Source organism: Microbulbifer yueqingensis (assembly GCF_900100355.1).
In the GTDB taxonomy this organism is placed as follows: Bacteria; Pseudomonadota; Gammaproteobacteria; order Pseudomonadales; family Cellvibrionaceae; genus Microbulbifer; species Microbulbifer yueqingensis.
In genome coordinates this window covers 35,237-57,781 of sequence record NZ_FNFH01000005.1, presented here as the reverse complement: position 1 = coordinate 57,781, position 22,545 = coordinate 35,237, and the positions used below count along the sequence as shown (strand labels likewise).

Annotated in this window: 22 protein-coding genes; 15 read left to right on the top strand and 7 right to left on the bottom strand. The window is 59.4% G+C overall.

The window, feature by feature from the left end; translation table 11 throughout:
- Positions 1 to 299 precede the first annotated feature (299 nt).
- The 6 genes from BLT26_RS12225 to BLT26_RS12200 all read left to right on the top strand — a co-directional run bounded on the left by BLT26_RS12225 (position 300) and on the right by BLT26_RS12200 (position 5,946).
- Positions 300 to 1,547 (top strand): HlyD family secretion protein, encoded by a 1,248-nt coding sequence (locus BLT26_RS12225; protein ID WP_091515216.1) that lies wholly within the window; start codon positions 300 to 302, stop codon positions 1,545 to 1,547.
- Complete coding sequence (locus BLT26_RS12220; RefSeq protein ID WP_091514569.1) at positions 1,547 to 3,679, top strand: peptidase domain-containing ABC transporter; 2,133 nt, start codon at positions 1,547 to 1,549, stop codon at positions 3,677 to 3,679. The genes BLT26_RS12225 and BLT26_RS12220 overlap by 1 nt, the downstream gene beginning before the upstream one ends.
- A 33-nt stretch (positions 3,680 to 3,712) precedes the next feature.
- Positions 3,713 to 3,853, top strand: a complete 141-nt coding sequence (locus BLT26_RS12215) for a class IIb bacteriocin, lactobin A/cerein 7B family (RefSeq protein ID WP_091514566.1) — start codon at positions 3,713 to 3,715, stop codon at positions 3,851 to 3,853.
- 14 nt (positions 3,854 to 3,867) lie between these two features.
- The gene (locus BLT26_RS12210) at positions 3,868 to 4,014 is read left to right on the top strand and encodes a class IIb bacteriocin, lactobin A/cerein 7B family (protein ID WP_091514562.1); all 147 of its coding nucleotides are present in this window, start codon (positions 3,868 to 3,870) and stop codon (positions 4,012 to 4,014) included.
- Positions 4,015 to 4,628: 614 nt separating this feature from the next.
- Entirely contained in the window at positions 4,629 to 4,973 is a 345-nt protein-coding gene (locus BLT26_RS12205) for a CPBP family glutamic-type intramembrane protease (protein WP_139169538.1), read from the top strand.
- Between the two features lie 169 nt (positions 4,974 to 5,142).
- Entirely contained in the window at positions 5,143 to 5,946 is an 804-nt protein-coding gene (locus BLT26_RS12200) for a CPBP family intramembrane glutamic endopeptidase (RefSeq protein ID WP_139169536.1), read from the top strand.
- Positions 5,947 to 5,992: 46 nt separating this feature from the next.
- On the opposite strand, the gene BLT26_RS12195 is transcribed toward BLT26_RS12200, so the two are convergent.
- From BLT26_RS12195 to BLT26_RS12175, 5 genes are read right to left on the bottom strand one after another with little or no spacing between them, the layout of a single operon-like run.
- Positions 5,993 to 6,802, bottom strand: a complete 810-nt coding sequence (locus tag BLT26_RS12195; RefSeq protein WP_091514551.1) for a symmetrical bis(5'-nucleosyl)-tetraphosphatase — start codon at positions 6,800 to 6,802, stop codon at positions 5,993 to 5,995.
- A gap of 31 nt (positions 6,803 to 6,833) precedes the next feature.
- Positions 6,834 to 7,631 (bottom strand): 16S rRNA (adenine(1518)-N(6)/adenine(1519)-N(6))-dimethyltransferase RsmA, encoded by a 798-nt coding sequence (gene rsmA / locus BLT26_RS12190; RefSeq protein ID WP_091514546.1) that lies wholly within the window; start codon positions 7,629 to 7,631, stop codon positions 6,834 to 6,836.
- A gap of 14 nt (positions 7,632 to 7,645) precedes the next feature.
- Positions 7,646 to 8,680, bottom strand: a complete 1,035-nt coding sequence (gene pdxA / locus BLT26_RS12185) for a 4-hydroxythreonine-4-phosphate dehydrogenase PdxA (RefSeq protein WP_091514543.1) — start codon at positions 8,678 to 8,680, stop codon at positions 7,646 to 7,648.
- Positions 8,677 to 10,017 carry a peptidylprolyl isomerase gene (locus BLT26_RS12180; protein ID WP_091514539.1) on the bottom strand — a complete coding sequence of 447 codons (1,341 nt, stop codon included), beginning with the start codon at positions 10,015 to 10,017 and terminating at the stop codon, positions 8,677 to 8,679. The genes pdxA and BLT26_RS12180 overlap by 4 nt, the downstream gene beginning before the upstream one ends.
- 8 nt (positions 10,018 to 10,025) lie before the next feature.
- Positions 10,026 to 12,608 carry an LPS-assembly protein LptD gene (locus tag BLT26_RS12175; protein WP_091514536.1) on the bottom strand — a complete coding sequence of 861 codons (2,583 nt, stop codon included), beginning with the start codon at positions 12,606 to 12,608 and terminating at the stop codon, positions 10,026 to 10,028.
- 216 nt (positions 12,609 to 12,824) lie between these two features.
- Between BLT26_RS12175 and BLT26_RS12170 the strand changes: the two genes are divergently transcribed.
- The 8 genes from BLT26_RS12170 (at position 12,825) to trpC (ending at position 20,383) form a co-directional block, all read left to right on the top strand.
- Positions 12,825 to 13,880: an aminoglycoside phosphotransferase family protein gene (locus BLT26_RS12170; protein ID WP_091514533.1), complete on the top strand. Its 1,056-nt coding sequence runs from the start codon at positions 12,825 to 12,827 to the stop codon at positions 13,878 to 13,880.
- 31 nt (positions 13,881 to 13,911) lie between these two features.
- On the top strand, positions 13,912 to 14,625 hold the full coding sequence (locus tag BLT26_RS12165) for a nucleotidyltransferase family protein (RefSeq protein ID WP_245720698.1): 714 nt from the start codon (positions 13,912 to 13,914) through the stop codon (positions 14,623 to 14,625).
- A gap of 19 nt (positions 14,626 to 14,644) precedes the next feature.
- Positions 14,645 to 15,310, top strand: coding sequence for a ribulose-phosphate 3-epimerase (gene rpe / locus BLT26_RS12160; RefSeq protein ID WP_091514525.1), 666 nt, complete (start codon positions 14,645 to 14,647; stop codon positions 15,308 to 15,310).
- 256 nt (positions 15,311 to 15,566) lie between these two features.
- Positions 15,567 to 17,087, top strand: coding sequence for an anthranilate synthase component I (trpE, locus tag BLT26_RS12155; RefSeq protein ID WP_091514522.1), 1,521 nt, complete (start codon positions 15,567 to 15,569; stop codon positions 17,085 to 17,087).
- Positions 17,080 to 17,943, top strand: coding sequence for an ion transporter (locus BLT26_RS12150; RefSeq protein ID WP_091514518.1), 864 nt, complete (start codon positions 17,080 to 17,082; stop codon positions 17,941 to 17,943). The genes trpE and BLT26_RS12150 overlap by 8 nt, the downstream gene beginning before the upstream one ends.
- Positions 17,940 to 18,518 carry an anthranilate synthase component II gene (locus BLT26_RS12145; protein WP_175453108.1) on the top strand — a complete coding sequence of 193 codons (579 nt, stop codon included), beginning with the start codon at positions 17,940 to 17,942 and terminating at the stop codon, positions 18,516 to 18,518. The genes BLT26_RS12150 and BLT26_RS12145 overlap by 4 nt, the downstream gene beginning before the upstream one ends.
- Positions 18,519 to 18,542: 24 nt before the next feature.
- Positions 18,543 to 19,592 carry an anthranilate phosphoribosyltransferase gene (gene trpD / locus BLT26_RS12140; protein WP_091514514.1) on the top strand — a complete coding sequence of 350 codons (1,050 nt, stop codon included), beginning with the start codon at positions 18,543 to 18,545 and terminating at the stop codon, positions 19,590 to 19,592.
- Positions 19,589 to 20,383 (top strand): indole-3-glycerol phosphate synthase TrpC, encoded by a 795-nt coding sequence (trpC, locus tag BLT26_RS12135; RefSeq protein WP_091514511.1) that lies wholly within the window; start codon positions 19,589 to 19,591, stop codon positions 20,381 to 20,383. The genes trpD and trpC overlap by 4 nt, the downstream gene beginning before the upstream one ends.
- Positions 20,384 to 20,460: 77 nt before the next feature.
- Here trpC and crp read toward each other — a convergent pair whose 3' ends face one another.
- The gene (gene crp, locus BLT26_RS12130; protein WP_281245474.1) at positions 20,461 to 21,096 is read right to left on the bottom strand and encodes a cAMP-activated global transcriptional regulator CRP; all 636 of its coding nucleotides are present in this window, start codon (positions 21,094 to 21,096) and stop codon (positions 20,461 to 20,463) included.
- Positions 21,097 to 21,437: 341 nt separating this feature from the next.
- Between crp and BLT26_RS12125 the strand changes: the two genes are divergently transcribed.
- A complete protein-coding gene (locus tag BLT26_RS12125) occupies positions 21,438 to 21,845 on the top strand; it encodes an OsmC family protein (RefSeq protein ID WP_091514505.1) in 408 nt (135 codons plus the stop codon).
- A 38-nt stretch (positions 21,846 to 21,883) separates the two neighbouring features.
- On the opposite strand, the gene coq7 is transcribed toward BLT26_RS12125, so the two are convergent.
- A complete protein-coding gene (gene coq7, locus BLT26_RS12120; protein WP_091514501.1) occupies positions 21,884 to 22,531 on the bottom strand; it encodes a 2-polyprenyl-3-methyl-6-methoxy-1,4-benzoquinone monooxygenase in 648 nt (215 codons plus the stop codon).
- Positions 22,532 to 22,545 lie beyond the last annotated feature (14 nt).

Genomic DNA, 22,545 nt, shown 5'->3' with positions numbered 1-22,545 from the left:
CTCTACTAAATAAAAATATTAGATCAATGATAGATAAAAGCCTTCTGGTCTAGAAGAAGCGTTCACAAATAGATATGTAATCACTAAGGCGTAGCGGCTGAAGGTTTTTAAGAACCGATAGAATTTTATCTATAAATCACAGAACATTTTTTAGGTCTATTGGAAAAAATTTCGACATATCAGTTGTCCGAATAAAGCTAGACATCCTGTAATTGATTGTAATGAATCAACTTTGAAATTAAATTCCTCTCCGTGTAAAACAACGCTCCTTGTCTAGTCATTGCAGAGGGATGAGCGCAGTGTCAGGGTTGTTCCGAGAAAAAGTATTGCAGCGTCAAGCGGATCGCCTGCATGGAGATATCCTGCTATTACCACGTCTCTCGCACAGCACAATTTTGCTCTTCTTTTTACTGTGGTTGGTATTGCTGGTTATTTGGCTTGTTACCAGCAGTTACGCACGCAAAGAAACTGTGCAGGGATGGCTGGAGCCTGCATCAGGCGTGCTGCGCGTCTATGCAGATGGGCCAGGTGTGATCAAGCAGGTGTTGGTAGAGGAGGGGGAAAAAGTCATCAGGGATCAGCCGTTAATCGTGGTTAATGGTGATCGAGTCCTGCCAGACGGAAAAAACCTGGAGACTCTTCTGTTGGCTGAGTACGAAAGTCAGCGCAATCTGCTCAGTGAGCAGTTGGCCCGCAGCGAGAAGTTAAAGCAGCAAAAGCAACAGAATATACAGCAGAATATTGCCGCTGCCAGGAGAGATCTATCCTTGCTAGACCAGCAGATCATAGCTCAGGCCCGCCGCTACAAAATAATTTCAGAACAAGCAGAACGTTACCGAATTCTAAATGAGCGAGGTCATATTTCCTCCGTAGAGCTTGAGGGGATGTTGGCGCAGGAGCTGGAAATGGGTGCCGAGCGCCAGAGCCTGCAACGTAATCGAGTGAGGTTGCAGAGCCAAATACAGCAACTGAAGAATGAAATGCTTTTGTTGCCTGAGGAGTACGCCAATACTGCCGGCCAGCTGCGAGCTCGACTTTCCGATTTGGCGCAGAAGGTTGCTCAGCTCCATGGCCAGAGAGCTTATATAGTCAGGGCTTCGAGGGCGGGAATAGTTAGCAATCTCCAGGCCGAGGAGGGGCAGCAGGCGCAATCTGGTATCCCTGTTCTGTCTCTAGTCCCTGATGGGGAGGTGCTGGCAGCACAGTTACTGGTGCCCGTCCGGTCAGCTGGTTTTCTCGATGTGGGTCAATCTCTAAAGATTCGTTACGATGCCTTCCCTTTTCAGAAATTCGGCCTTTACGGTGGTAGCGTGCTAGAGGTTTCAGATACTGTCATGCTGCCAGATGAATTGCTAAATACGCCAATATCAGTGCGTGAGCCCGTCTTCAAGGTTTCAGCTGAGCTTGCTCAGTCATCAGTGAGGGCCTATGGAAAGGATTTTCCTCTCAAACCAGGAATGACTCTGTCTGCCGATGTGCAGCTCGCCGAACGCAGTCTGTTGCAATGGCTACTAGAGCCTATCTATAGCCTGAAGGGACGCCTGTAATGGAAGCTGCAACACAGCAAACGGCTGGCAAGACGCGTCCAGATCAATTACTGCATTTCGCAACAGGCCGGCGCCTGCCGGTGATTCAGCAAACAGAAGCCGCGGAGTGCGGCCTGGTATGTCTTGCGATGATTGCAAGCTATTACGGCTACGACACGGATCTGGCTGCGCTGCGCCGGCGCTTTAGTATTTCCAATCATGGTACCAATCTCAAAACCCTGATGGATATGGCTGGCCGCTTGAACCTGTCTGCTCGTGCTTTGCGGCTGGAGTTGGAGCATCTGGGGGATCTTCAGGTTCCATGTGTGCTGCACTGGGATATGAACCACTTTGTGGTGCTCCAGTCCGTGCAACGCAATAAGGTGGTTATCCACGACCCTGCGATGGGTGAGAGGGTTCTGACCCATGAAGAGTTCGGTCAGCACTTTACTGGCATTGCACTGGAACTCACGCCCACAGAAGAATTCCAGCCCGGTGAAGACCGCCAGCACCTCAGGCTTCGTCATTTCTGGTCACGCATTACCGGGCTAAAACGCAGCCTCGCCCAGGTATTGGTATTATCTCTACTGCTGCAGATTTTTGCTGTGGTAACACCGTTCTATATGCAGACGGTAGTGGATGACGTCATCCTTCGAAATGACGAAAACCTGCTGCTGGTGCTGGCGATCGGCTTCGGCCTTTTGCTCATGATACAGACGGGAACCAGTGCCCTGCGCCAATGGGTGATTGTGCATATTTCCAGTAGGCTAAATATGCAAATGGCCGCCAACCTTTTTCGCCACATGATCCGGTTGCCTATGAGTTATTTCTCCACGCGGCATATGGGCGACGTGGTGTCACGTTTCGGTTCGTTGAGTCAAGTTCGCGATCTCCTTACCACCGGATTGGTGGCGGCATTGGTGGATGGCGTAATGGCAATGATTACCCTGGCTGCCATGTTCTTCTATGACATGAAGCTCACCCTTATCGTGCTTCTTGTAGTGATCCTCTACGCGGTGCTGCGCTTGCTTCTCTTCCGACCGTTGAAAATGCTAACTGAGGAGAAAATTGTGGCCAAGGCCAAGCACGATTCGCACTTTATGGAGTCAGTGCGGGCTATTCAGACGATCAAGTTGTTTCAGCGAGAAAATGATCGTCAGGGACAGTGGCACAATCGATTGGCGGATACCATTAACAAAGATATTCGCATTACGCGCTGGAATATCCGTTACGACACCATTAACCGATTACTATTCGGATGTGAAAATATTCTTGTGATCTATTTTGCTGCAGACGCAGTGATGAAAAATCTGTTCACTGTGGGTATGCTCTTTGCCTTCATCAGCTATAAAACCCGTTTTGTCGAGTCCATGGATGCGCTGATAGCCAAATGGATCGAGATAAAGATGCTCGGTCTTCACCTGGATCGCTTGTCCGATATGGTATTTACGAAGACAGAAAATGCTGACCAGGAAAGTGCGTTGGGAATAATCTCAGGCCACGTGGCACAGCCTCTGGCCGGTCGTATCGAGGTACGTAACCTGGGATTTCGTTATGGTGAGGCAGAAGCGCCCGCATTTGAGAACCTGAGCTTCACGATTGAGGCGGGGGAAACGGTGGCTATTGTTGGCCCCAGTGGGTGTGGAAAAACTACATTGCTCAAATGCCTGATGGGCTTGCTCATCCCCACCGACGGGGAAATACTGATCGACGGAAAACCGCTGACACAGGTGGCGGGCTACCGAGGCCAAATTGCCGGCGTTATGCAGGACGACCAGCTTCTCGCCGGGACTATCGCAGAGAACATAGCCTGTTTCGAACCGCAGCCCGATATCCAGAGAATCGCTCATTGCGCCCAGATGGCTTGCGTGAACCAGGAAATCCTCGCAATGCCCATGCAGTACAACACTCTGGTGGGCGATATGGGCACCAGCTTGAGTGGTGGCCAGAAGCAGAGAATCATACTGGCGCGGGCCCTCTACCGTGCGCCGCGCATACTGTTCATGGATGAAGCTACCAGTCACCTGGATGTGGCGAATGAGTCTTTGGTCAATGATCATATCAAGCAGCTCGCTGTTACCCGGGTTTTGGTGGCTCATAGGCCGGAGACGGTCGAATCTGCAGGGAGGCAGATAAATATAGCTGCTATATAAGCGGCAACCAATTAAAACTAAGGAGATATACAAATGACAGAACTCACTGTGAAAGAAATTGAGCATGTGAATGGCGGATTGGCACCTCTCGCAGCTGCAGCCGCTGTAAAGTATTTTATGGCGGGCGCCTCTTTTGGTGCTGGTGCCGTATTTGCAGCGTATAAGCTTGTTTAATAGGAGGCGGAAACATGAAAGAGCTTAAATCGCATGAGCTTGTGCATGTCCAGGGCGGCATCGCCCCAGCGGTAGCTGCGATAGGTTACTTTGTCGGTGGTACTGCATTTGGGGGTGCCGTCGCTGCTGGCGCGCTTTGGGTTGCCAAGCAAATTAAATGATAATCAATTGACTCGATTGAGGGTGGCATTTATATGAGCGAATCTACAAAAGTATTGTTGTTTATTGCAGGTAGTATACTGGGCGCAATAGTAATATTTATGTTAAACGCCCCTTAAATGCCCCTGATGCTAGCTTCTTAATTCCCGCGCTTGCAGTGGACGTATATTGCTGCGAGCGTGTGGAACGAAAGTCCTGAGGGGTCATTTCTGGTTCGAAAGTCGTGCACCTGGATGGGGTGCTTCCTGAGCGCTATAGAGGCCTACCTTGGATCCTATGATAGGCAGGCAAAGGATCATACTGGCGAGGGCTCTCTACCGTGCGCCGCGAATGCTGCTGTGGTTGCGGGACGAAGTCATTGGGGTCTTGGGTTAAGATGTCCGCGGAAATGTTAAGAGGTTTTACGTCTGTCAGATAATTTATGAAGTCGCTGCCTTCTCTGCCCTAATAATGAAGTTGATAATATGAATAGAAAAAGAAAGTTTACTGAAGCTATTTTGCAGAAAAACATTCAATCCTACAAATTATTTATTTCTGTATCTACTGTTTCGGCAATGCGTGGATCGGTTTTGCTGCTGGCTTTTTCCTACTAACTTATAACCTTTTTAGTTTAGGCGTGATCAGTATAGAGGCTGATTATGACCTGGATATGGCTGATGCATTTCGGTTTATCATTGTGGCGCCTCTTATTGAGGCCATGCTTCTGGCTCTCTTATTAAACATTTTGGTTAAGTTCGGGCTTGATCACTGGTTGGCATGCATGGTTTCTGCAGTGGTCTGGGGGTTTGTCCATGGGCTTATAGAACCTGTTAAGTTTGTAGGAACCATTTGGAGCTTTTTCATTTTTAGCTTCAGCTATTTATGGTGGCTAGAGGTTTCAAAGAAAAAAGCATTTATTGCCGGCTTGCTTCCTCATGTGGCCATCAATATCGTCGTAGTGCTCATGCTTAGTATTTATTGAGCGTAGAGGGTGAAATGGATAGAGAGAGTATATGCAAAGAAGATCAGATAAAGAAAATAAAAGTATTAGCCGAATAGGCCCTCGGGTCATCTGGTAAAGAAGGGTGCAGGTATGATCCGCTGTTGGCTGTATACCTGGAGTAAAAAATATAGAAAAAGTTGAGGTTATTGTGGAGTCCGTAGTCGAAAATAATTCCGGGTCAATCGAAGGTAATGGTCAAAGTGCGGTGCCGAGACGTCAGCCGATGCCGAATCCCTGGTGCGCCATTGGATGGCTTGTCAGTTTTGCTATTCTGCATTTTGCCGGTGTTTTTCTTTATATCGCAGGTTATGGCGGTTACCTGGGTGCGCAGCTGGGGGCGCAGGGGGGTGTTGTCGAGCCAGCCTCGATCCAGCAGGCCGTGGAGGTGCATATCCAGACGACCGCGGCGTTGGCAGGGATGTACCTGACCCAGTTCTGCCTGATATTGCCGGCGCTGTTATTAGCATCCAAGTTCGAGAGCCAAACCCGGCGGGAAACGCTGGCCATTTCCGGTTTCGGGTTGGGCTCACTATGGCGCTGGCTGTCGCTACTGGTGGTCTTCATGATCGCGCAGGTGCTGACGGTGAAGTCTCTCGGTATCGAGCAGGGCGAATTTATGCAGATGCTGGCGGGCAGTCGCCATTTTCCGCTGGCTCTGGTGGTCGTACTCGCCGCGCCGTTGCTGGAGGAATTGCTATTTCGGGGGTACCTGTTTAGCGCGTGGCGACAGACGCGACTCGGTTTCAGTGGAACGCTGTTGCTAACTTCTGCCTTGTTTACCTTGATTCACTGGGGGCAATATCACTGGGTGCAGTTGAGTTTCGTTTTTGTACTGGCGCTATTGTTGGGGCTGGCACGGGAGAGGAGCGGTTCGGTGTTGCTGCCGATGCTGCTGCATTTGCTGAATAACCTTGTCAGTGCAATTGTGGTGATATATCTGGGTATCTTGTGAGGTGGCCTGTAAGCCGGTATCCAGTGTGGGATGCTGGCTTGCTTTATCAGCCACAATCCGCGCAAAAAAATTTCTCATCACTGAGTCGCATCGCAGTCAGATACCCACCCCAGACACAGCCGGTATCCAGCGCATAGACATTCTCTGTATCAGCCCTTCCTTCCAGCGCCGCCCAGTGGCCAAAGATAATTTTCTCCTTCCTGGTTTTGCGCTCGGGAAAACTAAACCACGGCTTGTAGTCGTTATGCTCTGCCTCGGGTCCCCGCTTGGTCACCAGGTCGAGGGTGCCGTCAGCCTTGCAGAACCGCATTCGGGTAAAGTAGTTGGTGATCGACCTCAGGCGTTCGATGCCCACCAGGTGGTCGCTCCAGCAGTGGGGTTCATTGCCATACATTCCGTAAAAAAACGCCTTGGCCATGGCCTCATCGGCGAGCGCGCGGTGGACTTCCCGGGAGAGTTCCAGCGCCCTGGTCACGCTCCATATTGGCGGTATGCCCGCGTGGACCATGGTGAAACCTTTTTTGTGTACTACCAGGGGCAGGCTTTGCAGCCAGCCCAGTAGCCTGTCGGCATCTTTCGCCCGCAGTATTTTGGCAAGGTCGTGTTCCCTGTCTGTCAGGCGCTTGGCGCCGTGGGCCAGTGCCAGCAGGTGCAAGTCGTGGTTGCCCAGTACCGCAGTGACCTGGGAACGGTGTTCGTAAAGGAAGCGCAGGGTGCTGAGGCTGTCATGGCCGCGGTGCACCATGTCGCCGGCAAGCCAGAGCTTGTCCCGGTCGGGCCGAAAGTGGATCTTGTCGAGCAGGCGCATGAAGGGGTCGAAGCACCCCTGGATGTCGCCGATTGCATATGTCGCCAAAATGCTATCCCTGTGTCCCTTCCACTCTGTTTCAGGTTTTGAGTGTCGCGCAGTAGTTTGCCAGGTCGACAAACTCTTTCACACTCAGTGTCTCTGGCCGACGGCCGGCGTCCACTGGAAGCTTTGAGGCATCCAGTTCCGGGTACAACGGCTTGAGGGCATTGCGCAGGGTCTTGCGACGCTGCTGGAAGGCGACATTGACGATACGCTCCAGCAGCGCTTCATCCGTGGCCGGGTAGGGCGGGTTCGGGTGGGGCACCAGCCGCACAATGGCGGATTCTACCTTCGGCGCGGGCCGGAAGGCCTGTGGCGGTACGGGGAAGAGGCCCTGTACCCGGCAGTGGTATTGCACCATCACGCTCAGCCGCCCGTATGCCTTGGTGCCTGGTGTGGCGCCGAGACGGTCAACCACCTCTTTCTGCAGCATGAAGTGCATGTCCTCGATCTTGCCGCGGAAAGTGAGCAGGTGAAACAGCAGGGGCGTGGAGATGTTGTACGGCAGGTTGCCGACGATCCGCAACGGCTTTTCCTCAGCCAGGGCGCCGAAGTCCAGTTTGAGCGCATCCTGTTCAATGATCTCGAACTCGGGATAGTCGCGGAACTTGAACTGCAGCATGGGGATCAGGTCCCGGTCCAGCTCGACGGCCGTCAGCGACGGGCAGCGCTGTAGCAGCAGGGCGGTGATGGCGCCCTGGCCGGGGCCGATTTCAATCAGTCGGTCGGTTTCGCTCGGGCCGATGGCGCGCACGATGCGCTCAATGATGTTGTCGTCGACCAGGAAATTCTGGCCAAAGCGCTTGCGCGCCTTATGCTGGAAAAAGTTATCCATAAAAAATCTGCAATTCAGAGGTTGCGCAGTTTGGCCATCTGGACCGCCTGTGCCAGCGCGGCGCGCAGGCTGCCGCAGTCGGCCTCATTGTGTCCGGCGATGTTCAGTGCGGTGCCGTGATCCACGGAAGTGCGTATGAAGGGCAGCCCCAGGGTGATATTGACGGCGTGGCCGAACCCCTTGAATTTTAACACCGGCAGGCCCTGGTCGTGGTACATGGCCAGGACCGCGTCACACCGGGCCAGCTGCGGCGGGGTGAAAAGGGTATCGGCGGGGAGGGGGCCCAGCAGGCGCAGGCCGAGTGCACGCAGCTTGTCCAGCGCCGGCTCTATGACCTCGATTTCCTCGCGGCCGAGGTGGCCGCCCTCGCCGGCATGGGGGTTGAGGCCGCATACACCAATGCGAGGGTTCGGGATGCGAAACTGGTCTCGCAGGCTGCGATGAAGGATCGTGATCACCTGTTCCAGTAGCTCGGCGGTGATGGCGTCGCTCACCTCCTTGAGTGGCAGGTGAGTGGTCGCCAGGGCGACCCGGAGCTCACCGGCAGCGAGCATCATTACGACCCGCTCGATGCCGGCAATCTCGGCGAAGAGCTCCGTATGGCCACTGAAGGGAAAGCCGGCGTCGTTGATTATTCCCTTGTGGACCGGGCCGGTCACCAGTGCGTCGAAGGTACGATTCAGGCAGCCTTGTGCCGCGAAACGCAGGGTCTCCAGGACGTAGCCCGCATTGGCGGGGTTGAGCCGGCCTGCCACAGCAGGTTGCGCGAGAGAAATCGGGTGGACATGCAGGCTGGCGGGAGGGGTCTCGCCGGGAGGCTGTGCGGGATCAAACGGGATCAGCCGGAGCGGCAGGCCCAGCTGGGCGGCGGTAGTGCGCAGCAGCTCCGGGTCGGCGATGGCGACTACCTGCGCTGGGCCGTGGGCGAGACCGTTGCCAGCCGCGTGGTTGTTGTTGCCCCGCTCATGCCCGAGACTGGCCAGCTTGACCGCCAGCTCCGGGCCAATACCCCCGGGTTCCCCGGGGGTGAGGGCGATGCGTGGAATCATTCCTGGGTCTGTTCCCCGCTGTCGGAGTCCTTGTCTGCGCCGGGCAGCTTGATATCTACAAAGGCCTGGTCGCGTATCTCGCGACGCCAGTTTTGTACTTCCTCCTCGTAGCGGCGGTTACGCAGCAGGTTTTCCGCCTGCTTGCGAATGTACTGGTCGGTCATGTCCTGGTTGCGGCGACCGTCCACCCGCAGGATGTGCCAGCCGAACTGTGACTTGAACGGCATGGAGATTTCTCCGACCGGGGTATTGTCCATGGCCTGGGTGAACTCCGGTACGAATTGCCCTGGCATGGACCAACCCAGGTCCCCACCGGCCAGCATGGTGCCGATGTCCTCGGAGTGCTCGCGGGCGAGTTCCTCGAAGCTGGCACCGTCCTCAAGCTGGTTGCGCAGGTCGATCAGCAGGTTATAGGCGTCGTCGTCATCGCGAATGGCGCTGGTCTTGACCAGGATGTGTCGCGCCTTGGTCTGCTCCACGACCTGCTCGTTGGAACCGCGCTGGGCGTGGATTTTCAGCAGGTGGAAGCCGGCGTCACTGCGGAAGGGTTCGCTGACGTCGCCCACGCCCAGCCCCTCCAGGGCATTGGCAAACAGGCTCGGCAGCTCTACTGTCTTGCGCCAGCCAAGGTCGCCGCCGGACAGGGCATTCTGGCCGCCGGAGTTGGCTATCGCCAGTTCGCGGAAGTCGGCGCCGTCGGCAACCCGCTGGGCCAGGCGCTCTGCCTTTTCGCGTGCCTGCCGGACCTCGTCGGCGGGGGCGCTGGAACTTACCGGGATCAGGATGTGGCCAAGCTCATACTGCGGCGATTTCCAGAACTCGCCCTCCTTGGAGCGCAGGAAGTTATCGATGTCCTGGTCGGTGACCTGGATGCGGCGATTGACGCTTCCCTGTTCGACGCGACGGATCAGGATTTCCCGACGGATCTGCTCGCGGAACTCTCGCATGGAGATGCCGTCTGCGGCCAGGCGCTGGCGGAACTGCTCCGGGCTCGCGCCGGCGTTCTGCTGTACCCTGGCGACAGCCTGTTCGAGTTCCGCGTCTGAGACGGTTACCCCCGCGCGCTGCGCCATCTGCAGCTGCAGGCGTTCGACGATCAGCTGCTCGAGCACCTGCCGGCGCAGGACATCCATGGGAGGCGCCTGAACCTGTTGGGACTCGATCTGGTTCATGATGGTGTTGAGGCGTTGCTGGAGCTCACTGGCCATTACGACGTCGTCATCCACCACTGCGACCACCCGGTCGAGAGTCTGTACCTGCGCCATGGCGGCGCCGGTGAACAGGGCGCAGGCAGACACGAGAGCCAGCAGGCCGCGTTTCAAGGTGCACTTTCTCATTATGCTCTTCACTGTCTCAACATTTCTCTCTGTTCAAAGTTGGGGATCCCCTCGGTGAGCATCCGCGTAACGGTGGTGCCCAGGCCGGCGAGCCCTTTCAGCTGGAAGTCGAGGTATATGCCCTCCTCGTATTCCAGTTCCTCGGGAGTTAACACGTCTGCGAGGTCATTGTCCAACGTGCGGCGCCAGGCGAGTCGTGCCTGGTAACAGCAGCTGTCATATTCGACGCCGGCAAGGTATTCCAGTTCCCGCTCAAACGTGACGTCATAATTGGCCCGCGCCAACAGTGAGGTGCCGCCGCCGATTGGGAGTACCATTGAGGCGTCCACCTGGCGGACCGGCTGGTCAGCGGGGTTGCCAGTGATTTCGAAATCCTCGTCTTGGCGCAAATAGCGATAGCTGAAATTGAACAGCCGCAAGTCCTCGTCCAGGTAGCGCAGTGTGACGTTTCCCCGGTTGAGCTCGGTATCCTTGTCGTCATAGATCAGCTCGCTGCTGATGCGCAGGGACTGGAGTGGCCGGCTTTCCAGGCGCGCCGCAAACTCCGAGCGGGGTTGGTCCAGGATGGGTTCCCGCAGGCCAATCTGCACATCTTCGCCATAGAACACCTGCCCCACACTGGCGGCCAGAAGGTCGCGCCCGCTCACTGGATCGATAAAACGGGTGGTCAGGCCCAGCGCGACACGGTCCGCATCATCGATGCGATCGTTACCGTTGAAGCGACTGTCGCGAAAGAGCTGGTCGTAACTGAAGGTGAACAACGACGTGTCAAACAGTAGGTCGTCACCGCCATCCCGGGGCATGATGGCAATATTATTGAAGTCCTGCTGATCCGCATCCGAGCTGACCAGGGCAAATAGGCGCGGCTCGAGAGTCTGGATATAGTCGAAATTCCAGGCGCGGCCGTCGCGCTCGAAAAACAGGCCCGTATCCAGGGTCAGCTGCGCTGCCGATGCCTCGGGGGAGCTGCTGCTTTCAGGGCGCAGAAACTGGTCGTCCAGTTGGTAGCTCAGGTAGCGCAGTGCCACCCCTGGGGTAAAATAGCCCCACAGCCACTGCCGCTCCCAGCCAAATTCATAGTCCAGCCTTGCGCGATCGGCGGTGATGAAGTTCCGGGATGCCGTCCTTACGCTGTCGGGATCGAGCGGATCAGCAATAAAACGGATGGTCTGGGTGTCATCGTGGTCAAAACTGGTCAGCTGGTGATCCAGGCTAAGTGCCCAGTCGCCCCAGCGGTAGTTCCCGTCCACATCGAGCCGGGGTAGCTGGCTGTAGGTATCGAAGCGATCCTTCACCAGCTGTTGGTATTCCTGCAGCCGCAAGCTGGCTCTCCAGTGCCGGCCAAGAAGTCCGAAGGAGGCCGCTTGGCTAAGCGCTGTTTCGGCGGAGACGCTCAGGTTAGCCGTATCCAGGTCGCGAAAGTAATCCGGGTCGCTCACCTTGGTGTAATCGATCTTGGTAAACCAGGCTCCGCCGCTACTGCCCTGCTGTTCCACATTGGCCAGCCAGCGGTCCTCCCCCTTGGCGGGAAGTACCAGTTCTTCCGGGAAGCCGCGATCAATCAACTTGCGGGCGTCCTCGTCATCTCCCCCCTTGTCATTCGGCAGGCCCGCAGCCCGGATTTCGGTATTGAACCACGGGCTGAGGTGTCGTACCTCCACTTCCGCACCGGTGCCGCGATATTGGATATAGCGCGGTACGATGGTGGCGTCCATTTGCGGCGCGATATTCCAGTAATAGGGAATGGCGACGTCCCAACCGTTTTCATCGCTGTTACTGACACTGGGGAAAAGCAGGCCGGACAGGCGGGCACTACCCACGGGAAAGCGGAGGTAAGGGAAGTAGAATACCGGCACGTCGAGGATTTCCAGCCGCACGTTACGTGCCACGCCCTGGCGTTCGACATTATCGATATTGATCTCGCCACCATTGATCTGCCACACCACGTGGCCCGGTTCGCAGCGCGTGTAGCTCCCGCCGACCAGGTTCAGCTCGCCGCTGGCTTCCCGTGAGGCATAGGTGGCACTTCCGTGAATGAACTCGTCATGGATGACGTAAGTGGCATCCTCTATCTTTGCGGCGCGGCTGTCGGTATGGATCTCGGCCGCACGTCCGCGCACGAGCAGGTTGGGCTCACGGATTTCGATGGCTCCGCGGAGGTAGGCGGTATTGTCTCCGGGCTCGACATCCACCTGGTCGGCGAACAGCTGTCGGTAGCCCTGGGTGATATGGACGTTGCCGCGCAGCTGGGCGCTGCCATCGTCAAGCCATTGCGAGGCATCCGCGGTGGCGCGTAGAGACGCTTCGTCCGGCCGCAAATGCGCGTCGCGATAATTGCGCGGGGGGGGGAGGAAGGCACCGCTACAGGCCGGCGGCAGGCCGGCGCGCATTTCGGCCGGCAATTGCCATGCTGGAAGCCAGTCGAGATATAGGTAAGGGTTGTCAGCCGGGCCGGATACCGGATCGGTTGGTGCCGCAGGATCCTGCGCCCACGCAGGTTGCGCGGCTGCAAGGCCGATTGCCAGTACGTGCGGACGGTATATCTGGGCAATCGCCAGTGTCAGGCGTCGCCACCGGGGGGCTTCCAGCATCAGGGGGTCAGTTCCGACTATCTTTAGAGTCTCTTCCGTAGGGGGCGCGGGGTGGCGCGCAAAAATCAGCGGGTGATTCTACTTGAATGTGGGCATGGTTAACACTGATAGCATGCCGGCCGCCGGGCGGCTGGCGGGGAAATTTGCCGGGGTTGCTGGACGGCGCCGGTTGCACCGTTACAATGCGGGCCGGGAATAGTGGAGTAGCAACGGCGCATGAACGAGCGTTCGATACAAAAGACAGACACCCGGCGCACCGAACTGGGCGAATGGGCCGGCCGGACCCTGCCCACGGGCACGCCGCAGCTGCTGCCGCTGGCGGGCGACGCGGGATTTCGGCGTTATTTTCGCACCGACACTACCCCGAGCCTGATCGCGGTGGACTCGCCGCCCGAACGGACCAATCCGGCCCGCTTCGTCGCGCTGGCAGACTATTTCCGCCGCCACGGCGTCCATACCCCCATGGTGGTCGCAGCGGATGTGTCCCGGGGCTTCATGCTGCTCGAGGATCTCGGCGACCGGCAATTATTGGGGCTGCTGGACGAGGATAGCGTAGAGGGCCTGTACGGCGAGATGCTGACTGAGCTCCTTTGCCTGCAACAGATTCCGAGGTCGCCGGACCTTTTACCCCCTTATAGCCGCGAGCTGCTGCAGACGGAGATGCGCATCCTGCCCGAGTGGCTGGTGGGAAAACTCCTCGGATACTCCCTGGGGGACGAGGAAAAACGCCTGCTGGAGGACACCTTCGACCTGCTGCTGGGCTCTGCCGCCGAGCAGCCACAGGTTCTGGTGCACCGGGATTTCCACAGCCGCAACCTGATGGTGCGCGAGGGGGAGCGACCGGGCGTGGTGGACTTCCAGGATGCGGTCTGGGGGCCGGTCACCTACGACCTGGCCTCACTCCTGCGCGACTGCTATATCCGCTGGCCGAGGGAGCAGGTGGAGAAGTGGGCGCTCTGTTATGCGGCCACCGCCGAGTCCGCCGGTATACTGCCGTCGGTGGAGCCGCGCACCTTCCTGCGCTGGTTCGACTGGATGGGGCTACAGCGCCATATCAAGGTTCTGGGACTCTTCCCGCGCCTTTACCTGCGCGACGGCAAGCAGGGTTATCTGCCGGACCTGCCGCTGGTGATCCGCTATACCCTGGAGGTCGCGGGGCGTTACCCTGAGCTGAAACCCTTCGCGGACTGGTTCAGCGCCGAACTTTTGCCCCTGGCTGAGCGTCAGAGCTGGTACCGTGATTACCGGACCGCGGGCGAGCGTCGCCGGTGAACCCAAGCTGTGAAACCGCACGAATAACCTAATGAAGCAAGCAAACGACAATCAGGCTCCCGCCGCTATGGTACTGGCGGCGGGCTTTGGCAAGCGCATGCGGCCCCTGACCGACGATACTCCCAAGCCCCTGCTCGAGGTGGCCGGCAAGCCCCTCATCGAGCACGCGCTGGAGCGCCTGGCCGCCGTGGGCGTGCGCAGGGTAGTGATCAACCTGGGGTACCTCGGCGAGAAGATCCGCGCGCACATCGGTTCCGGTGAACGCTGGGGTCTGGAGGTCTGTTATTCCGTCGAGGGCGAGCCGGTGGAAACCGCCGGTGGCATCCTCAAGGCCCTGCCACTGCTTGGCGATGCCCCTTTCTTCGTGGTCAACGGTGACGTGTGGTGTGACTTCGATCTGTCCGGCTGGCTGCAGAGCCCCCTGCCAGGGAACTGTCCCGGGCGACTGCTGATGGTGCCCAACCCGCCGCACAATCCTGAAGGGGACTTCGGCATCGACGACGGGCTGCTGTCCGGTAGCACGACGCCGCGTTACACCTTCTCGGGCATCAGCTGGCTGCGCCCGGAGATTCTTACCGATTATCCGCGCCGGCGTACCTGTTTCGGCCTCGGCGAGGTGTTCGTCCACAACGAGGACCGGTTACAGGCCGAGCTGTATGAAGGTGACTGGTGCGATGTGGGCACTCCCGAGCGCCTGCAGCGCCTCGACGCACGCCTGTGCGGAAAAAGCAGTGGAAACAACTGAGCACTACCAGGAAATCCCTATGCCCGACTTCAAGATCGCCCCGTCCATCCTCTCCGCCGATTTCGCCCGCCTCGGGGAGGAGGTCGACGCCGTGCTGGCGGCCGGCGCCGACTGGGTGCATTTCGATGTGATGGACAACCACTATGTGCCCAACCTGACCATCGGCCCGATGGTCTGCCAGGCCCTGCGCAAGCACGGCGTTGAGGCGCCGATCGACGTACACCTGATGGTGGAGCCGGTGGACGACATGATCCGGATGTTCGCGGATGCGGGTGCCACCTATATCACTTTCCATCCCGAGGCCAGCCGGCACGTGGACCGCTCGCTGCAGCTGATCCGCAGCCTGGGCTGCAAGGCCGGGCTGGTGCTGAACCCGGCTACCGGGCTGGATCCGGTGAAGTATGTGGTGGACAAGCTGGACATGCTCCTGCTGATGTCGGTGAATCCGGGCTTTGGGGGGCAGAAGTTTATCCCCGCCGCCCTCGGCAAACTGCGCGAAGCTCGCAGGCTCATCGATGAATCCGGCCTCGATATCCGGCTGGAAATTGACGGTGGGGTCACCCGGGACAACATCGCCGAGATTGCCGCCGCAGGTGCGGATACCTTTGTCGCCGGCTCCGCGATCTTCAATGCCGATGACTACGCAGAAGCCATCGCGGCGATGCGTCGCGAGCTGTCCGCCTGATGCCGCCCGGCGCGGCGCCGGCAGGGCCTTGCCCAGCCGGCGGCGGGTTTGTAAACTAACTACCTCGAGAAACGAGGCCACCCGTGAAGACTACTGCTTCCCACTTCCACAGCTGGCGATGGCGCCACTGACCCGCTGACCCGCGTACACTGACCAGTTTGCGCCGGGGCTCTCCCTGCGGGCGGAGTTTGTCCAATCCGCTCGGGCAATAATCCAGATCAACACGATTGGTTTATAAACCTACTCCGGAGTCGCCATGACCCCCAGTGAATACACCCAGCTTGCGTCTGCGGGATACAACCGCATTCCGCTGGTCCGCCGCGTGCTGGCGGACATCGAGACCCCGCTCTCCACCTATCTCAAGTTGGCCGCAGGTCGCTACAGTTACCTGTTTGAGTCGGTGCAGGGCGGTGAGAAGTGGGGGCGTTATTCGATTATCGGCCTGCCGGCGCGCACGGTGCTGCGGGCAGCTGGTCCCCGCGTCACGGTTGAGCGCGACGGCGAGGTGGTGGAAGAGCACCAGGCCGGGGACCCGCTGGCGTTCGTCGAGGAATTCCAGCAGCGCTACCGCGCTCCCCAGTTGGAGGGGCTGCCGCGCTTCAACGGGGGGCTGGTCGGCTACTTCGGTTACGACTGCGTGCGCTATATCGAGCCACGCCTTGCCGGCGGCGCCCCCCCGGACACCCTCGGCAACCCGGATATCCTCCTGATGGTGAGCGACGAGCTGGTGGTGTTTGACAATCTCGCCGGAACGGTGATCTTCATCGTCCACGCCGACCCGTCGGTGGACGGGGATTACCAGCGGGCAGAGCGGCGCCTGGAGGAACTGGTGGCGCAGCTGGCGCGGCCGCTGCCGGGTGCCGCGCCGCTGGACCTCGACGGCCAGGGTATCGAGGAGGAGGCATTCCGCTCCCACTACGGCGAGGAGGCCTTCAAGCGCAGCGTCCAGCGGGTCAAGGAGTACATCCTCGCCGGTGACGTAATGCAGGTAGTGCCTTCCCAGCGCCTGTCGGCGCCCTACGCGGCTCCGCCACTGAACCTGTACCGGGCATTGCGCAGCCTGAACCCCTCCCCCTATATGTACTTCCTCGACCTCGGCGACCACCAGGTGGTGGGTTCAAGCCCGGAAATCCTGGTGCACCTGGAAGATGGAGACATGACCGTGCGCCCGATTGCGGGCACACGCAGGCGTGGCGCAACTGAGGCAGAGGATGAGGCCCTTGAGCGCGACCTGCTGGCAGATCCCAAGGAGATCGCCGAGCACCTGATGCTGATCGACCTGGGTCGCAACGACGTGGGCCGGGTCGCCGAAACCGGCAGTGTCCGGGTCACCGAGCAGATGGTGGTGGAGCGCTATTCCCACGTAATGCACATCGTCTCCAATGTCAGCGGGCGGATCCAGCCCGGGGTGTCGGCGATAGATGCGCTGAGGGCGGCGCTGCCGGCGGGAACCCTGTCGGGCGCACCGAAAATCCGTGCTATGGAAATCATCGACGAGCTCGAGCCGGAAAAGCGCGGCATCTACGGCGGGGCCGTGGGCTATCTGGCCTGGAACGGCAACATGGACACCGCCATTGCCATACGCACGGCGGTAATCAAGGATGGCCAGGTGTATATCCAGGCCGGCGCAGGGCTGGTGGCGGATTCCGATCCCCAGTCAGAGTGGGACGAAACCATGAACAAGGCGCGGGCACTGTTCCGCGCGGTGGCAATTGCCGTGGCCGGCGAGTCGGAGCCGGTCCCGGGTGGCAGTAACGAGACAGTCAACCATGAATGAGGTCACAGCGCCGGCCAGGGCCGGCCTTGCAGAAACCTGTGCACGCCTGGCGGCGGCACCGCTGTTCAACCAGGTAATCATCGGGCTGATCCTGCTCAACGCCGTCGCCGTCGGCCTCGAGACCTCCGCCTGGATCACCGAGCGGTTCGGTGGCGCGCTGCACTGGGTAAACCAGCTGGTACTGCTCTCGTTCGTACTGGAAGCCGCGGTCAAGATGGCGGCGCACGGCAACCGTCCCTGGCGCTACTTTGCCAGCGGCTGGAACTGCTTCGACTTTGCCATCATCGTGCTCAGCCTGGTGCCGGCGGCTGGCCCCATGGCCACCCTGGCGCGCCTGGTGCGCGTATTGAGAGTATTGCGGCTGGTATCCGCATTCCCCGAACTGCGCCTGCTCGTCGACACACTGCTGCGCAGCCTGCCGAGCATGTTCCATATTGCGCTGCTGATGGGGATCATCTTTTATATATATGGAGTGGCCGGCTATTTCCTCTTCTCGGATATCGACCCGACACACTGGCGCAGCCTGCCGATCGCCCTGCTGAGCCTGTTCCGGATCGTCACTTTCGAGGACTGGACCGACATCATGTACACCGCCATGGAGGCGATGCCCTGGGCCTGGCTGTATTTCGTCAGCTTCGTGGTGATGGGGGCGTTTGTGATGATCAACCTGTTCATCGGCGTGGTACTGAACAACCTGGAAGAGGCCAAGTTGCGCCGCCTCGATGAACTGCAGTTGCCACCCAGCCAGACCGAGATCCTGCGCGAGCTGCGCGCTACCCAGGAGGCGCTGGCTCGCCTGCAGAAGCGCATGGAGTCACCCCCCTTAAGGCCCACAGGAGAGGAACCCGCACAATGATTCTGATGATCGACAATTACGATTCCTTTACCTGGAATGTGGTGCAGTACATGGCCGAGCTGGGGGCGGCTGTCGAGGTGCGGCGCAACGACGAGATCGCAGTGAAAGATATCGAGCGTCTGGCGCCAGATAAAATTGTGATTTCTCCTGGCCCCTGTACGCCGAATGAGGCCGGGATTTCCCTGGAGACAATCCGGCGGTTTGCCGGCGAGATACCCATCCTGGGTATCTGCCTCGGCCACCAGAGCATCGGACAGGTATTTGGGGGTAGGGTAGTGCGCGCCGGCCAGGTAATGCACGGCAAGACTTCTGCAATTGTGCACAACAATCGTGGGGTTTTTAACAATCTTTCGAACCCGTTTGAGGCCACCCGTTATCATTCCCTGGTGGTTGAGAAAGGCAGCCTGCCCGAATGCCTCGAGGTTACTGCATGGACTGAAACTGAGGACGGCGAGATTGACGAGATCATGGGCTTGCGCCACCGGGAAATGGCGGTAGAGGGGGTGCAGTTCCACCCTGAGTCGATCCTTACCCAGCACGGCCACGACCTGCTGCGGAACTTTCTGGATTCCTGAACAATCTTCCTGGGGGGAACAGCTATGGACATCAAGCAGGCCATTGCCCGGTTAGTGGAGGGCGAGGATCTAACCCGTGCAGAGATGCGCGGGGCCATGGGGCAGATCATGCGCGGTGAGGCAGAGGAGGCGCAGATCGGTGCCCTGCTGGTCGCACTGCGAATACGCGGAGAGACGGTGGAAGAAATCACCGGGGCAGTAGAGGTCATGCGGGAGCTGGCCACCCCCGTCGATATAGATCTTACCCATGCGGTCGATATCGTCGGTACCGGCGGCGACGGCGCCAACCTGTTCAATGTCTCCAGTGCCGCGAGTTTTGTGGCCGCCGCCGCCGGTGCCCGGGTGGCGAAACACGGCAATCGCTCGGTTTCCTCCAGCACCGGCGCCGCCGACCTGCTGGAGCAGGCGGGCATCTACCTGCCGCTGTCACCGGAACAGGTGGCACGCTGTATCGAAACCATCGGTGTCGGCTTCATGTTCGCGCCGAGTTTCCACAGTGCCATGCGCCACGCGGTGGGCCCGCGCCGGGCCCTGGGGCTGCGCACCATCTTTAATGTGCTCGGCCCCCTGACCAACCCTGCCGGGGTGCGCCGGCAGGTTATCGGCGTCTATGAGCGTCGCTATTGCCGGATACTGGCCGAGGTACTGCAGAATCTTGGTGCGGAGCACGTGCTGGTCATGCACAGTGATGACGGCCTGGATGAAGCGAGTATCGCTGCGGACACCCATGCGGTCGAACTCAGGGGTGGCGAGCTGCGTGAGCTGGTATTGCGACCGGAGAGTTTTGGTATCGAGCGGCGCAACCTGGAAGGGCTGGGTGTATCCGGCGCTGCTGAGTCCCTCGCCCTGATCCGCGATGCCCTTGGCAAGCGCGAGACCGAGGCGGGTGAGAAGGCAGCCGATATGCTGGCCCTGAATGCAGGCCTGGCAATTTATGTCAGCGGGGTCGCCGCCTCTGCCGCGGAGGGGGTGGCGATGGCGCAGGATGCGATCGCCAGCGGCCTTGCTGGAGAGAAGATCAACGACCTGGCAGCCTTCACCAGCGCCTTTCGTCCGGAGGACGTAAAATCATGAGCACACCGACCATCCTGAAAACCATTGTCGAGCGCAAGTGGCAGGAGGTTGCCGAGCGCCGGGGACGTGTGCCCGAGGCCGAACTGCGTGCGCAGGCGGAGGCGATGCCGCCTTGCCGCGGTTTTGTCGCTGCCATTGAAGCCCGTATCAGCGCCGGTGAAGCTGCGGTGATCGCGGAAATCAAGAAGGCGTCGCCCAGCAAGGGGGTGATCCGGCCGGACTTCATTCCGGCGGAGATCGCCAGCAGTTATGCCCGTGGCGGTGCCGCCTGCCTGTCGGTGCTGACCGACGTGGATTTTTTCCAGGGCGCGGACGAATACCTGCAGCAGGCGCGCAATGCCGTGCGCCTGCCGGTGCTGCGCAAGGACTTCACTGTCGATCCCTACCAGGTATATGAGGCGCGGGCCCTGGGCGCCGACTGTATCCTGCTGATAGCCGCCTGCCTGGACGATGCGCAGCTGCGCGACCTGAATACGCTGGCCCGGGACCTCGGCCTGGACGTGCTGGTGGAAGTGCACAACCGCGAAGAGCTGGAGCGGGCCCTGGTGCTGCCCAACCGGCTGGTGGGGATCAATAACCGCAACCTGCATACATTTGACGTGCAGCTGGAAACCACCTTCCAGTTGCTGGAGCAGATCCCGGATGATCGCATCGTGGTTACCGAGAGCGGCATCCACACCACTGACGATGTAGCGGCAATGCGGGGACACGATGTCCACGCCTTCCTGGTGGGGGAAGCCTTTATGCGCGAGCCGGAGCCGGGACGCAAGCTGCTGGAAATGTTCAACTGATCGCGACGCGCGATCGACAAAAAAAAGGGCGATCCCGGAAGGGATCGCCCTTTTTTGTCTTACTCGGCTGCTGCCGGTCAGCGGGTACCGTAGACCACCATGGTTTTCCCCTTGACCGAGACCAGTCCCTGTTCCTCGAGTGTCTTCAGGACCCGGCCTACCATTTCGCGCGAGCAGCCGACGATGCGGCCGATCTCCTGGCGCGTGATCTTGATCTGCATCCCCTCGGGGTGGGTCATGGCATCGGGCTCGTTGCACAGGTCGAGCAGCGTGCGCGCCACCCGGCCGGTGACGTCCAGGAATGCCAGGTCGCCCACCTTGCGGGTGGTGTTGCGCAGGCGGCTGGCCATCTGCGTGGCCAGGGAGAACAAGAATTCGGGGTGCTGGCGGGTCAGTTCCTGGAACTTGCTGTAGGAGATCTCCGCGACCTCACACTCGGTCTTGGTGCGCACCCAGGCGCTGCGGGTATCCTGGTCGAACAGGCCCATCTCGCCGAAGAAGTCGCCATCGTTCAGGTAGGCGACAATCATCTCGCGCCCTTCGTCATCCTCGATCAGGACAGTCACCGAACCGCGCATAATGAAGTACAGCGACTCGCAGCGATCGCCGGCATAGATAATGGTGCTCTTGGCCGGGTAGCGACGCCGGTGGCAATGCGCGAGGAAATCTTCAATATTGCCTGTGGTCATGGAATCTTCGGTAGCAACCGTCACGGATCTACTCCTTATTCTTAAATTTGTGCCTGATCCCCACCGGGAGCGCAGTCATAGCGATGCCGGCGAATTATCGCTGTAAAAGCCGGCCTGCGACAGTGGCCCCACGCAGTAATCGCCCGCGTTGTGACCTGAACCACCGTACCGGTGCCAACTGCTTTTGCAGCAGGTGACTGGTGGCTCACAACGGAGCTCGAGCGAGGGCGGTCAGTACAGTTGCCTACTATACCGCATTAAGGGGCCACGAAAAGGCTGGAAACATAATTCATAGTGACTCCCGGGACGCCCTGGAGTTCCCCTGTGATAAGCTTTGCTCCCGATTTTTTCAGAAGGAGCAGGCAATGCAGGCCAGAGTAACCTGGGTCGATGGTGTCACGTTTGTCGGTGAGGCTGGCAGTGGCAATTCGGTGGTCATGGAGGGTGGCCAGAAGAACAACGGCATCCGCCCGATGGAGATGATGCTCCTGGGCGCCGGCGGTTGCGCCTCCTACGATGTTGTGACCATCCTGCAGAAAGCCCGCCAGGACATTGTCTCCTGCCACTGTGAACTGACCGGCGAGCGCCCCGACGCGACACCAGCCCCTTTCACCCGCATCGAGATGGAATTCGTGGTTCGCGGCAGGGGCGTCAAGGAGACCCAGGTGGCCCGGGCCGTGGAGCTGTCGGCGGACAAGTACTGCTCCGCCTCCATCATGCTGAAGAACGCCGGTGTGGAAATCGTGCACCGCTACCGGATTGAGGAGGTCTGAGCCTCCCGGGGTCCGGCCTTCCGGGATCCGTGTAACAGCTACAGCCGGTAGCTGGCGGAGGTCATGAGCCTGGAGACCAGCGACATCAGTCCCTTTACGGGGGCGGGGAAGCGGGCGCCGCCCGCGGCGAGCGCTGCGTGCTGGTGCTCGGCCTCGTCCTCGCGCATCTGCTCGACAATGGCCCGGCTCCTGGCATCCTGCTCCGGCAGCCGGGTGAGGTGGCTGTCCAGGTGCTTACAGACCTGTTCCTCGGTGGCGGCGACAAACCCCAGGCTGACCCGGTCGCTGACCTTGCCGGCCGCGGCGCCGAGGCCGAAAGACAGGCCGTACCAGAGGGGATTGAGCAGGCTCGGCCGGCTGTCCAGCTCGCGCAGTCGCTGCTCGCACCAGGCCAGGTGATCCACCTCTTCCTCGGCAGCACGTTCCATTTCCTCGCGCACGTCGGGGAGTTTCGCGGTCAGGCCCTGTCCCTGGTACAGGGCCTGCGCGCATACCTCACCGCTGTGATTCACCCGCATCAGGCCGGCGGCGTGGCGACGCTCGCGATCACTGAGCTCGGCCTCTTCCACTCCCCGTGCCGGACTGGGGCGCGGATGGGAGGGTGCACCCGGGCTGAGGGTGCGCAGGGCACGATCCGCCTGCAGCAGCAGGCGGTCAAGGCCGGACAGTTGGCGCTCTCTGGGCATGGCGGTCACTCCCC